The organism is Streptomyces xanthochromogenes, from assembly GCF_014650455.1.
GTDB classification, from domain to species: Bacteria; Actinomycetota; Actinomycetes; order Streptomycetales; family Streptomycetaceae; genus Streptomyces; species Streptomyces xanthochromogenes.
Map to the genome: position 1 here is coordinate 24,776 of NZ_BMUZ01000021.1, position 12,022 is coordinate 36,797.

Sequence of the window (12,022 nt, forward strand, 5' to 3'; positions counted from 1 at the left end):
TCGCGCACGGGTGTCGGCCCCAATCCCGCCCCTCATGGTGGAGAACCGGACATACAGTCGCATCCGCTTGCCCCCCACGTGGGTGACGGAAGTCGCGCACCCGCAAGCCGCCCCGGTGGCGGGCATACAGCAGGGTTAGCCGTCACGCGAAAGGCGCAGCGGCAGGCGGGGCGCCGGGCTCGACGGCCCCAGGGACGGCGCCCCCAGGGACGGCGCCCCCGAGCCCTGCCCCTGCGCCCTGCCCCGGGGCTTCGCCCCTACGCGGACAGCGCCGGTATCCCGCCCCGCACCCGCGCCTCGTCGTAGCGGTGCAGGAGCAGGGTGGCCAACTCCGGTGCCGCGCCCAGCACTTCGGACAGGACGTCCGCCTCCTCGGCGCCCCGCGCGATGCGGTCGGGGAGGAAGCCGGGGGCGATGACGTAGGGGGCCACTGCCACGCGGCGCACGCCTTGGGATCTCAGGGCGCGTACCGCGTCCTCCGTGCGGGGCAGTGCCGCGGAGGCGAACGCAGGCCGCACGGCGCACCAACCGGTGTGCCGCAGCTCCCGCGCGATTTCAGCGATCACTGCGATCGCCTCCGGGTCGGTGGAGCCCGCCGAGGCCAGGACGACCCCGGTCGAGCATTTGTCGGCCGGGCTCAGGCCCGCCTCGTACAGCCGTCGCTCCAGTGCGGCGAGCAGCAGGGGAGAGGGGCCGAGGACATCGGCGAGGCGGATGTTCAGGCGGGCCGGGGCCCGGCCGAGGGCCGCCGGGATGTCGGCCTTCGCGTGGAAGGCGCGGGTCAGGAGCAGGGGCAGGGCCACCACGTCCCGGATGCCCTCGTCGGCCAGGCGGTCCAGGGCCTCGGGGACCGAGGGGGTGTTGAAGTCCAGGTACGCGGTCTCCACGCGCAGGCCGGGCCGCAGTGCCCGGGCCCGCCGGACCAGGGCGTGCACGGTCGCGGCGTGCCGCGGATCGCGGCTGCCGTGGGCGATGACGAGGAGGACCGGGCGGTGCACGGCGGCTCAGCCCTTCACGAGCAGACCGCGGCCGCGCAGCACCCTGCGCTCCAGCGGGCTGAAGATCAGCAGGTCGATGGCGATGCCCACGATCAGGATCAGGAAGATCGCCAGGAAGATGCCGGGCATGTCGGAGTTGTTGCGGCCGTTCTCCAGCAACTGGCCGAGCCCGAGGCCGAGATCGGGCGAGGAGGCGATGATCTCGGCGGCCATCAGGGACCGCCAGGAGAAGGCCCAGCCCTGCTTCAGGCCCGCGAGATAGCCCGGCAGCGCGGCCGGCATCAGGATGTGCCAGGCGCCGCGCACCCCGGTCGCGCCGAGCGTGCGGCCCGCCCGCAGATACAGCGGGGGCACCTGGTCGACGCCGGAGACCAGGCCGTTGGCGATGGAGGGGACCGCGCCGAGCAGGATCACGGCGTACATCATCGAGTCGTTGAGGCCGAGCCACAGCACGGCCGGCGGGACCCAGGCCACCGACGGCAGCGACTGGAGGCCGGACAGGATCGGGCCGATGGCCGCCCGCACGAACTTGACCCGGGCCACGAGCAGACCCAGCGGGGTGCCGATGGCCAGGGCGAGCAGGAAGCCGAGCAGACCGCGCGAGACGCTGGTCCACACGACGTCGAGCAGGGTGCCCTGGAGCCACATGTCGGTGAGGCTCGACCACACCGCGGACGGCGCGGGCAGCTTGTACTCGTCGGTGACCTTCGCCGAGACCAGGACCTGCCACACCACGAGGACGAGAACGACCGCGGACAGCGGGGGCAGGACCTTCTTGACCAGCACCTCGCGCACCGGGATGCGGTGGGCCTGGACGGTCTCGAGTGCGTCGAGACCCGCCTCCAGGCTGCCGAGCCCGGGGGAGTCCGCCGTGCCGTCGGGGCCCTTGGCGTCCCGGGAGTCCTTGACGTCGGTGGTCTCAGTGCTGGCCATGGCGGCGGATCTCCCCACGCAGTTGTTCAGTGATCTCGACGGAGAGCTCCGCCACTTCGGCGTCCTCGATGCGGCGCGGCTGCTCGATGTCCACCGTCCACTCGTGGGCGACCCGGCCGGGCCGCGAGGAGAGCAGCACCACGCGCTGGGCGAGCCGGACCGCCTCGCGCACGTTGTGGGTCACGAACAGCACGGAGAGGTTGCCCGCGACGGAGTCGCCAGTGTTCGCAGTGCGCCAGATGCGGGTCAGCTCGTCGTGCAGGACGTCGCGGGTGATCGCGTCCAGGGCCGCGAACGGCTCGTCCATCAAGAGGAGTTGGGAGTCCTGGGCGAGCGCGCGGGCCATCGCGACACGCTGGCGCATACCTCCCGACAGCTCGTGCACCCGCTTGCCGTACGCGCCCTCCAGGCGGACCAGGGACAGGAGTTCCTCGGCCCGGTCGCGCCGGTCGTTCTTGGCCACCCCGCGCAGCCGCAGGGCGAGTTCGATGTTCTTGCCCGCGGTCAGCCACGGGAACAGGGCGTGCTCCTGGAACATCAGGGCCGGCCGGCCGCCGGGCGTCTCGATGGCGCCGGCGGTCGGCGCGTCGAGCCCGGCGACCAGGTTGAGCAGCGTCGACTTTCCGCAGCCGGAGGCGCCCAGGAGGGTGACGAACTCGCCCGGAGCGACATCGAGGGTGATGTCGTCGAGGACGAGCTGCGGTCCCGCGGGACCGTCGAAGGACTTCGAGACGTGCTCGATGCGGGCGGCGTACTCGTGCGCTGCCGCCGTGCGGTCCGTGGCCTTGGCGAGTGCGGTGGCCATGGTCGTCACCTCCTGGGAAACCTGTAACCGGCCGGGTGTGGGGACTACTTGACGCCGAGACCGGCGTCGCCGACCTCGGGCTTGCCCAGGGACTTGAGGACCTTGTTGAGCGGAGCCAGGTCGTAGATGCCGTTCAGGTCGGGCTTCTTGAGGAGACCGGCCTTCACCGCGTGGTCGGCCTGCGCCTGGAGCGTGGCCGCCAGCGGGTCGTCCAGGGTCTTGAAGGACTTCCACGCCGGGTCGATGATGTCCGCCGGAAGCGCCTTGCCGGACAGCTTCTTGAGGGCCTCGTTCGCGGAGGCCTTCGCCTGGTCGGGGTGGGCCGAGATCCAGTCGTTGGTCTTCACCGAGCCGCGGAGCACGGCCTCGACGACGTCGGGGTGCTCCTTGAGGAACTTCTGCGACACGATGATGTTGGTGATGACGAACTGCTTGTCCGGCCACAGGTCGGACTCGTCGAGCAGCACCTTGCCGCCCTCGGACACCAGCTTGGACGCGGTCGGCTCGGGCACCCAGGCGCCGTCGATCGACCCGGACTTGAAGGCGTCCGGAGTGATCTTGTTGTCGGTGCGGACCACGTTGACGTCGCCCTTGCCGCTCTGCGCGTCGACCTTCCAGCCCTTTTCGGCGATCCAGTTGAGGAACGCCACGTCCTGGGTGTTGCCGAGCTGCGGGGTCGCGATGTTCTTGCCCTTGAGGTCGTCGAGCGACGTGACCTTGCCGGGGTTCACCACGAGCTTCACGCCACCGGACGCGGAGCCGCCGATGATGCGCAGGCTCTGGCCCTTGGACTTGGTGTAGCCGTTGATGGCCGGCGAGGGGCCGATCCAGCCGATGTCGATCGAGCCCGCGTTGAGGGCCTCGATCTCGGAGGGCCCCGCGTTGAAGGTGGCCGTCTTGACGGCCGTGCCGCCCAGCTCCTTCTGGAAGAGCCCTTCCTGGACGCCGATCAGCGGCGTGGCATGGGTCAGGTTCGGGAAGTAGCCGATCTTCACGGAGTCGGCGGAGAGCTTCTTGCCGTTGGCGGCGGGCGTGGCCTTCCCGGCGTCGTCCTTGTCGGACGAGGAGCCGTAGCCGCAGGCGGCGAGGGCGCCGAACAGCAGGGGCAGGGTGGCGGCGGCGACGAGGCTGCGCCTCAAGGTGGAGCTGGCAGGCACGGGAGGGTGTCCTCTCGGAGGCCCGGTGCTTACGTCCGGAGTCTCAACTCCGCTACGCGGCCGGGAAGTCGGCAGGTCTTCGGTGGTGTGTGGGGTGCTGGTGGTGCAGCCGGGCGCGCGAGCGGTGCGCGTACGTCATCGCGCACATCGCGACACCCCGCCCTGGCCGCTGCCGAGGGCGCCGCTGCCCACGCGGCCGCCCTCCTTCGCGAAGGTCGAGTAGACGTCGTTGGTCATCAGAAGTCCCAGCCTTCTTCGTCCTCGACCGTGGTGAGGACCTTGTGGGTGGCGAACGACTCGCCCGCCATGCCGGCGGCGAGCGTGGTGCCGTCCGCCGGGTCGATCAGGAGGAAGGAACCGGTGCGCCGGGAGTCGGCGTAGGAGTCGAGCGCCAGCGGCTCGGCGGTGCGCACCTTGACCCGGCCGATGTCGTTGGCGACGAGCTGGCCCGGGTGGGGGTGCTGGGAGAGGTCGTCCAGGGTGAGCCGGGACTCGATCTCCTTGACGATCGCCTTGACCGTGCGGGTGGTGTGCTTGAGCAGCACCCGCTGACCCACCGTCAGGGGCTGGTCGGCCACGTGGCAGACGGTCGCCTCGACGTCCTGGGTGGTGGCCGGCGCGTCCCCGCTCGGCACGATCAGGTCGCCGCGCGAGATGTCGATGTCGTCCGCCAGGAGGAGCGTGACCGACTGCGGCGTCCAGGCGACGTCGACGGACTCGCCGAGCAGGTCGATCCCCGCCACCGTGCTCGTACGCCCCGACGGAAGCACCGTCACCGGCTCGCCGACCCGGAAGGTGCCGGCCGCGATCTGGCCCGCGTAGCCCCGGTAGTCGGGGAGTTCGGCGGTCTGCGGCCGGATCACGTACTGCACCGGAAGGCGGGCGTGGCACGAGGTCAGGTCGTGGCTGACCGGGACCGTCTCCAGGTGTTCGAGGACGGTGGGGCCGCCGTACCAGTCCATGTTGGCGCTGGGCTCCACCACGTTGTCGCCGGCCAGCGCCGAGATCGGGATGGCGGTGATCTCAGGCACGCCCAACTCGCTGGCGTACGCGGTGAATTCCTCGGCGATCGAGGCGAACACCTTCTCCTCGTACGCCACCAGGTCCATCTTGTTGACGGCCAGGACCACGTGCGGCACGCGCAGCAGGGCGGCGACCGCGGCGTGCCGGCGGGTCTGCTCGATGATGCCGTTGCGGGCGTCGACCAGGACCACGGCGAGGTCGGCGGTGGAGGCGCCGGTCACCATGTTCCGGGTGTACTGCACGTGCCCGGGGGTGTCGGCCAGGATGAACCGGCGCCGGGGCGTGGCGAAGTAGCGGTAGGCCACGTCGATGGTGATGCCCTGCTCGCGCTCGGCCCGCAGGCCGTCGGTGAGCAGCGCCAGGTCGGGGGCCTCCTGGCCGCGCTTGAGCGAGGCCGCCTCGACGGCCTCCAACTGGTCGGTCAGGACCGACTTGGAGTCGTGCAGGAGCCGGCCCACCAGCGTGGACTTGCCGTCGTCGACGGACCCGGCGGTCGCGAAGCGCAGCAGGGTGGTGGCCGAGAGATCGGCCAACTGCACTGCTGTTTCAACGGAGTTGGACATTCTAGAAGTACCCCTCGCGCTTGCGGTCTTCCATCGCGGCCTCGGACATCTTGTCGTCGGCTCGGGTGGCGCCCCGCTCGGTGAGCCTCGATGCGGCGATCTCGGTGATGACGGCGTCCAGCGTCGTCGCGTCGGAGTCGACGGCGCCGGTGCAGGACATGTCACCGACCGTGCGGTAGCGCACCTGGCGCGTCTCGACGCTCTCGTCGGCCTTGGGACCGCCCCACTCGCCGGCGGTCAGCCACATGCCGGACCGCTTGAACACCTCGCGCTCGTGCGCGAAGTAGATCTGCGGCAGGTCGATGTCCTCGCGGGCGATGTACTGCCACACGTCCAGCTCGGTCCAGTTGGACAGCGGGAACACGCGGACGTGCTCACCGGGGGCGTGCCGGCCGTTGTAGAGCTGCCACAGCTCGGGACGCTGACGGCGCGGGTCCCACTGCGAGAACTCGTCCCGCAGCGAGAACACCCGCTCCTTGGCGCGGGCCTTCTCCTCGTCGCGCCGGCCGCCGCCGAACACCGCGTCGAAGCGGTGCTCCTGGATGGCCTCGGTCAGCGGGAGGGTCTGGAGCGGGTTGCGGGTCCCGTCGGGGCGCTCGCGCAGCTTGCCCGCGTCGATGTAGTCCTGCACCGAGGCGACGTGCAGCCGAAGCCCGTGCTCGGCGACCACGCGGTCGCGGTAGGCGAGGACCTCGGGGAAGTTGTGCCCGGTGTCGACGTGCAGCAGCGTGAAGGGAACCGCGGCCGGGGCGAACGCCTTCAGCGCCAGATGCAGCATGACGATGGAGTCCTTGCCGCCGGAGAACAGGATCACCGGCCGCTCGAACTCGCCCGCCACCTCGCGGAAGATGTGCACCGCCTCGGACTCCAGGGCGTCCAGGTGGCTGAGCGCGTACGGGCTGTCGATGCCCTCGCCCGCGGTGATTGCCGAGGTCATGCTGTGCCCCATTCGTTCTCCCCCGAGGACTTCGTCCAGGGGGTGCCCCCACCACCCGCGCGGCGCGCCGGTGCGGCTGTCGCGGTCGTCTGCGGCCCGGTGGCCGCGCGTGCGTCGCTCACGCCAGGCCCCTCTCGGTGAGCAGCGCAAGAAGCGCGGCCGCGGACTCCTGCACGGTCTGGGTGTGGGACTCGATCCGCAGATCCGGTGACTCGGGTGCCTCGTACGGGTCGTCGACGCCGGTCAGGCCGCTGATCTCACCGGCCGCCTGCTTGGCGTACAGGCCCTTCACATCGCGGACGGAGCAGACCTCCACGGGAGTCGCGACGTGTACCTCCAGATAGGCGGTGCCCTCGCTCTGGTGGCGCTTGCGCACCGCATCGCGGCTGTCGGCGTACGGGGCGATCACCGGGACCAGGGCCTTCACGCCGTTGGCGGCGAGCAGTTCGGCGACGAAGCCGATCCGCTGCACATTGGTGTGCCGGTCCTCGCGGCTGAAGCCGAGGCCCGCCGAGAGGAACTCGCGGATCTCGTCGCCGTCGAGCACCTCCACCCGGTGCCCGGCCGCGCGCAGCCGGCCCGCGAGCTCGTAGGCGATGGTGGTCTTGCCGGCGCTCGGCAGACCGGTCAGCCAGATGGTGGCTCCCGCCTCCGTCACGCTCATCGAAGTCTCCTGATCACTGTTCTGACGGCCCGTCATCCGTGCAGCCCGCACTCGGTCTTGTTGCGCCCGGCCCAGCGTCCGGCGCGCGCGTCCTCGCCCTCGGCGACCCGGCGGGTGCAGGGGGCGCAGCCGATCGAGGGGTAGCCGTCCATGAGGAGGAGGTTGGTGATCACACCGTGCTCGGCGACATAGGCGTCCACGTCGTCCTGCGTCCAGCGGGCGATCGGGGACACCTTGACCTTCCGGCGCTTCTCGTCCCAGCCGACCACCGGGGTGTTCGCCCGGGTCGGGGACTCGTCGCGGCGCAGCCCGGTGGCCCAGGCGGCGTACGAACTCAGGCCCTGCTCAAGGGGCTTGACCTTGCGCAGCGCGCAGCACAGGTCGGGGTCGCGGTCGTGCAGCTTCGGGCCGTACTCGGCGTCCTGCTCGGCGACGCTCTGCCGCGGGGTGAGGGTGATGACGTTGACGTCCATCACCTCGGCGACCGCGTCCCGGGTGCCGATGGTCTCGGGGAAGTGGTAGCCGGTGTCCAGGAACACCACGTCCACGCCGGGCATCGCACGGGAGGCGAGATGGGCGACGACCGCGTCCTCCATGGAGGAGGTGACGCAGAAGCGGTTGCCGAAGGTGTCGGCGGCCCAGCGCAGGATCTCCAGGGGGGAGGCCTCTTCGAGGTCCCGTCCCGCCTGCTCGGCGAGGGCCTTGAGCTCTTCGTCGGTGCGCCCGCCCGGGTCCCGGTCCGCGGCGCGGGCGGGCGCCTCGCGCTCCCCGGCGGTTCCGGCGCCGGTCTGAGTGGCCGTCATATCGCTTCCCCTCCACCGTCGTTGCGCTGTACTCCGCGGGCGAGCAGCCCGAGGAACTTCAGCTGGAAGGCCCGGTTGCACGCCGCGCACTCCCAGGCGCCGTGACCGGTCTCGTTGGGCCGCAGGTCCTCGTCGCCGCAGTACGGGCAGTAGAAGGGGGCCGCGCGCTCGCTCATGACAGGGCCTCCTCGTCGGCGCGCGCCGCCCAGGTTGCGAACCGCTCGCCCTCGGCGCGCTCCGCCTGGAAGCGCCCGAGCACCCGCTCGACGTAGTCGGGCAGCTCGGCCGAAGTGACCTTCAGGCCGCGGACCTTGCGGCCGAAGCCGGCCTCCAGGCCGAGCGCGCCGCCCAGGTGCACCTGGAAGCCCTCGACCTGGTTGCCGTCGCCGTCCAGGACCAGCTGGCCCTTGAGGCCGATGTCGGCGACCTGGATGCGGGCGCAGGAGTTGGGGCAGCCGTTGATGTTGATGGTGATCGGCTCGTCGAACTCCGGCAGGCGGCGCTCCAGTTCGTCGATCAGCGAGGCGCCGCGCGCCTTGGTCTCGACGATGGCGAGCTTGCAGAACTCGATGCCGGTGCAGGCCATCGTGCCGCGCCGGAACGGCGAGGCGTCGACCTTGAGGCCGAGCGCCTCCAGGCCGGTCACGAGCGAGTCGACGCGGCCCTCCTCGACGTCGAGCACGATCAGCTTCTGCTCGGCAGTGGTGCGCAGGCGCCCCGAGCCGTGCGTCTCGGCCAGCTCGGCGATCTTGCTCAGGGTGGCGCCGTCCACGCGGCCCACGCGGGGCGCGAAGCCGATGTAGAAGCGGCCGTCCTTCTGGCGGTGCACCCCGAGGTGGTCGCGCCAGACCTCCTTGGGCAGCTCGGGCGCCGGCCCGTCGACGAGCTTGCGCTTCAGGTACTCGTCCTCCAGGACCTGACGGAACTTCTCCGCGCCCCAGTCGGCGACGAGGAACTTCAGGCGGGCGCGGGTGCGCAGCCGCCGGTAGCCGTAGTCGCGGAAGATCGAGATGACGCCCTCGTACGCGTCGGGCACCTCGTCGAGCGGCACCCAGGCGCCGAGGCGCACCCCGAGCTTGGGGTTGGTGGAGAGCCCGCCGCCGACCCACAGGTCGAAGCCGGGGCCGTGCTCGGGGTGGTCGACACCGACGAAGGCGATGTCGTTGATCTCGTGCGCGACGTCGAGCTGCGGCGATCCGGAGACGGCGCTCTTGAACTTGCGGGGCAGGTTGGAGAAGGCCGGGTTGCCGATGTAACGGCGCTGGATCTCGTCGATGGCCGGGCTGCCGTCGATGATCTCGTCGGCGGCGATGCCGGCGACCGGCGAGCCGAGGATGACGCGCGGGGTGTCGCCGCAGGCCTCGGTGGTGGACAGGCCGACCGCTTCGAGGCGGTTCCAGATCTCCGGGACGTCCTCGATGCGGATCCAGTGGTACTGGACGTTCTGCCGGTCGGTGAGGTCGGCGGTGCCGCGCGCGAACTCCTGGGAGATCTCGCCGATCACCCGCAGCTGCTCGGTGGTCAGACGGCCGCCGTCGATGCGGACGCGGAGCATGAAGTACTCGTCGTCCAGCTCCTCCGGCTCCAGGATCGCCGTCTTGCCGCCGTCGATGCCCTGGCGGCGCTGGGTGTAGAGGCCCCACCAGCGCATCCGGCCGCGCAGGTCGTTGGGGTCGATGGAGGCGAAGCCCCGCTTGGAGTAGATCGTCTCAATGCGTGTCCGCACATTGAGACCGTCGTCGTCCTTCTTGAACTGCTCGTTCCCGTTGAGGGGCGTGAAGTGGCCGACGGCCCACTGGCCTTCACCACGGTGGCGGCCCGGCTTGCGGCGGGGCGTCGTGGGGGCAGGGTTATCTGGGCTGGCGGCCATGGCATATGTCCTTCGGGACTGCGGGTGGGCGGCTCTGACCTGCACACTCGCGCTTCGGCGCGGCGGTGCGCAGTCAAGACAGAGGGCAGGGGGATCGCGGCGTGGCTGGAGGAGTCAGCGTGCCGGACAGATGGCGCTGGACATGCGGCCGAGGTCGACGTGCCGCCGACTCACCAAGGCGATTCCAGTTCCAGACATGACGGAAGCGTGTCACGGGACTTTGGACCCAGTCCACCACTATCCAGATAGTGGACAAAGCTGTCCCGCATCATAAGACGCTGTGGTCCGCGTCACTGGCCCGCGCCCGGCCAGGGGCCGGGCGCGGGCACGTCCTCGGCCTGCTCCTCCTTGGTGTCGAAGAGCTTGAATCCGCGCCGCAGGTAGTTGTCCATGGCGTGCTCGCCGTCCAGCGAGCAGGTGTGCACCCACACCCGCTCGGTGGCGGGCAGTCCCGGCCACCGAGCGGCCAGGTCCCAGGCCCGGCGCAGCCCCTGCGTCAGGAGGTGGCCGCCGATGCGCCGGCCGCGGAAGGCGGCGATCAGACCGAAGTAGACGATCTCCACCGAGCCGCCCGGCTGGGCCTCCAGCTCGACGTACCCGGCGGGCGTGCCCCGCTCGTAGGCCACCCAGGTCTCGGTGCCGGGCCGGTCCAGCGTCCGCTGCCACTCGGCGTAGCTCCAGCCGAGACGGTCGAGCCAGGTGATGTCCCCGCCGACCGCCGTATAGAGGAAGCGGCTGAACTCCGGCGAGGGCACCTCGGCGCGCACGATCGTGACGTCGTCCGCGGGCTCGGCGGCCGGGCGCAGATCGTCGGGGGAGGTCTGTTCCAGGGACCAGGTGGTCACGGTGATACTCATGGACGCCAGGCAATCATGCGGCCCCCGATGCCTCCAACGCAGGTCAGGGCAGCCGGCCCCGGGCCGTCGCGACCGCCGGGGACAAGGAGTGGGGGAGCAGGTCCGCCGGGTGGTCGGGCCGGACGACCTCCACCCGTACGTCCTCGCTGAAGCGGTACGGGCGGTGGGCGAGCACCTCCGCGAGACGGCGGCGCAGCCGGGACATCTCCGCCCGTACGGTCACCGTGCGCGTCGGGTCCTCGAAGATGTCCTGGGCGAGCTGGGCGGCGCTGCGGCCCTCGCGGTTCAGGGCGAGCACGAGGAGCAGCTCGGCGTGGCGGGGGCTGAGCTCCTGCGTCCAGTCGCCCGCGTCCCCGGAGACGGTCACCGTGCAGCGCCGGGGCCTGGAGAGGTCGAGCACGACCCGCCGGGCCGTGGCCGGGCCGGGTCCTGCCGCCTCGTCGCCGACCCGCACGAGCCGGCCGCCGGGCAGCGGCTCGATGGTGCACATGCCGAGCGAGGGCAGCCAAATGCGCCCCGCCCGGGGCGACTTGGGCAGGGCGAGCCGGTCGGTGGGCGGCATGCCGGTGACCGCGGCGACCCAGCCGTTGTCGTCGACGGCAAGCGCCCGGCCGCCCACCCGGCACAGCACCGGCGCGGCGACCGTGCGCAGCCGCTCCAGGGCGGCGAAGTGCCGGCCGCGCAGCTCGGCCGCGGCGAGCCGGGCCACCGAGGTCACGAAGGAGAGCGTGGCCGGGTGCATGGTGCTCAGCGGCCCGCTGACGTCCACCACGCCGAGCAGCCGTCCGTCGCGCGGGTCGACGATCGGCGCGCCCGCGCAGGTCCAGGTGTGATGGGCGGCGACGAAGTGCTCGGCCGAGAACACCTGCACCGGACGCCCGGTGACGAGCGGGGTGCCCACCCCGTTGGTGCCGGCGGCGCTCTCGCTCCAGTCGGCGCCGACCTCGAACCCCAGGGTGTCGGCGAGCTTCAGGACGGAGGGGTGGCCCTCCCGCCACAGCAGCCGGCCCTCGGCGTCCGAGACGACCATGATGTGCTGGGCCGCGTCCGCGACCGACACCAGGGCGTCCCGCAGGACCGGCAGGACCTCCGCCAGCGGCGAGTGCTGCCGGCGCCGTTCGACCTCGGACAGCGCGAGCAGCCCCGCGTGGTTGTCCCCGTCCGGGTCGAGCCCGCTGCTCAGCGCCCGCCGCCAGGACTCCCCGATCTCCGCCCGGGGGCCGACCGTGGAGCTCCGGCCCGCGAGCGCGGCCGCGCGCACGCCCTTCAGGAGCCGGGTCGCCTTCTGGGCGTCCATGGCGGCCAGCCGGGCCACGTCCAGCGTGGTGGTGTGCACGGAATCCTCCTGCCGTCGACACCGGCGCCCGGCGGGGCCGGACCCGGATGTCCTGAATTCATCGTGCCCGCCCGGT

13 protein-coding genes are annotated in these 12,022 nt (G+C 71.6%); all 13 read right to left on the reverse strand.

Features of this window, described 5'->3' with window-relative positions:
• Positions 1-257: 257 nt before the first annotated feature.
• Positions 258-998, reverse strand: coding sequence for a sirohydrochlorin chelatase (locus IE267_RS36935; protein ID WP_189766261.1), 741 nt, complete (start codon positions 996-998; stop codon positions 258-260).
• 6 nt (positions 999-1,004) lie between these two features.
• Positions 1,005-1,931: an ABC transporter permease gene (locus IE267_RS36940; RefSeq protein ID WP_189766262.1), complete on the reverse strand. Its 927-nt coding sequence runs from the start codon at positions 1,929-1,931 to the stop codon at positions 1,005-1,007.
• Positions 1,918-2,736, reverse strand: coding sequence for an ABC transporter ATP-binding protein (locus tag IE267_RS36945; protein ID WP_189766263.1), 819 nt, complete (start codon positions 2,734-2,736; stop codon positions 1,918-1,920). Before IE267_RS36945 ends, IE267_RS36940 begins: the two co-directional genes overlap by 14 nt.
• Before the next feature lie 44 nt (positions 2,737-2,780).
• A complete protein-coding gene (locus IE267_RS36950) occupies positions 2,781-3,893 on the reverse strand; it encodes an ABC transporter substrate-binding protein (protein WP_161256201.1) in 1,113 nt (370 codons plus the stop codon).
• 236 nt (positions 3,894-4,129) lie between these two features.
• Positions 4,130-5,479: a sulfate adenylyltransferase subunit 1 gene (locus IE267_RS36960; RefSeq protein ID WP_189766264.1), complete on the reverse strand. Its 1,350-nt coding sequence runs from the start codon at positions 5,477-5,479 to the stop codon at positions 4,130-4,132.
• 1 nt (position 5,480) lies between these two features.
• Positions 5,481-6,416, reverse strand: a complete 936-nt coding sequence (gene cysD / locus IE267_RS36965; RefSeq protein WP_189766265.1) for a sulfate adenylyltransferase subunit CysD — start codon at positions 6,414-6,416, stop codon at positions 5,481-5,483.
• A gap of 118 nt (positions 6,417-6,534) precedes the next feature.
• Positions 6,535-7,080: an adenylyl-sulfate kinase gene (cysC, locus tag IE267_RS36970; protein WP_189766266.1), complete on the reverse strand. Its 546-nt coding sequence runs from the start codon at positions 7,078-7,080 to the stop codon at positions 6,535-6,537.
• A 32-nt stretch (positions 7,081-7,112) separates the two neighbouring features.
• The gene (locus tag IE267_RS36975) at positions 7,113-7,883 is read right to left on the reverse strand and encodes a phosphoadenylyl-sulfate reductase (protein WP_189766267.1); all 771 of its coding nucleotides are present in this window, start codon (positions 7,881-7,883) and stop codon (positions 7,113-7,115) included.
• On the reverse strand, positions 7,880-8,059 hold the full coding sequence (locus IE267_RS36980) for a hypothetical protein (RefSeq protein WP_161256214.1): 180 nt from the start codon (positions 8,057-8,059) through the stop codon (positions 7,880-7,882). Before IE267_RS36980 ends, IE267_RS36975 begins: the two co-directional genes overlap by 4 nt.
• Positions 8,056-9,753 (reverse strand): nitrite/sulfite reductase, encoded by a 1,698-nt coding sequence (locus tag IE267_RS36985; protein WP_189766268.1) that lies wholly within the window; start codon positions 9,751-9,753, stop codon positions 8,056-8,058. Before IE267_RS36985 ends, IE267_RS36980 begins: the two co-directional genes overlap by 4 nt.
• A gap of 114 nt (positions 9,754-9,867) precedes the next feature.
• Positions 9,868-9,951 (reverse strand): putative leader peptide, encoded by an 84-nt coding sequence (locus IE267_RS40560; RefSeq protein WP_310591794.1) that lies wholly within the window; start codon positions 9,949-9,951, stop codon positions 9,868-9,870.
• A 92-nt stretch (positions 9,952-10,043) separates the two neighbouring features.
• On the reverse strand, positions 10,044-10,610 hold the full coding sequence (locus IE267_RS36990) for a GNAT family N-acetyltransferase (protein WP_189766269.1): 567 nt from the start codon (positions 10,608-10,610) through the stop codon (positions 10,044-10,046).
• 43 nt (positions 10,611-10,653) lie between these two features.
• On the reverse strand, positions 10,654-11,907 hold the full coding sequence (locus IE267_RS36995) for a helix-turn-helix domain-containing protein (protein WP_167156066.1): 1,254 nt from the start codon (positions 11,905-11,907) through the stop codon (positions 10,654-10,656).
• Between the last annotated feature and the right edge of the window lie 115 nt (positions 11,908-12,022).

Coding starts and splice junctions, on each gene's coding strand:
- IE267_RS36980 (WP_161256214.1), bottom strand. CDS start 8,059: ATGAGCGAGCGCGCGGCCCCCTTCTACTGCCCGTACTGCGGCGACGAG.
- IE267_RS36995 (WP_167156066.1), bottom strand. CDS start 11,907: ATGGACGCCCAGAAGGCGACCCGGCTCCTGAAGGGCGTGCGCGCGGCC.
- IE267_RS36985 (WP_189766268.1), bottom strand. CDS start 9,753: ATGGCCGCCAGCCCAGATAACCCTGCCCCCACGACGCCCCGCCGCAAG.
- cysC (WP_189766266.1), bottom strand. CDS start 7,080: ATGAGCGTGACGGAGGCGGGAGCCACCATCTGGCTGACCGGTCTGCCG.
- IE267_RS36960 (WP_189766264.1), bottom strand. CDS start 5,479: ATGTCCAACTCCGTTGAAACAGCAGTGCAGTTGGCCGATCTCTCGGCC.
- IE267_RS40560 (WP_310591794.1), bottom strand. CDS start 9,951: ATGTCTGGAACTGGAATCGCCTTGGTGAGTCGGCGGCACGTCGACCTC.
- cysD (WP_189766265.1), bottom strand. CDS start 6,416: ATGACCTCGGCAATCACCGCGGGCGAGGGCATCGACAGCCCGTACGCG.
- IE267_RS36940 (WP_189766262.1), bottom strand. CDS start 1,931: ATGGCCAGCACTGAGACCACCGACGTCAAGGACTCCCGGGACGCCAAG.
- IE267_RS36945 (WP_189766263.1), bottom strand. CDS start 2,736: ATGGCCACCGCACTCGCCAAGGCCACGGACCGCACGGCGGCAGCGCAC.
- IE267_RS36975 (WP_189766267.1), bottom strand. CDS start 7,883: ATGACGGCCACTCAGACCGGCGCCGGAACCGCCGGGGAGCGCGAGGCG.
- IE267_RS36990 (WP_189766269.1), bottom strand. CDS start 10,610: ATGAGTATCACCGTGACCACCTGGTCCCTGGAACAGACCTCCCCCGAC.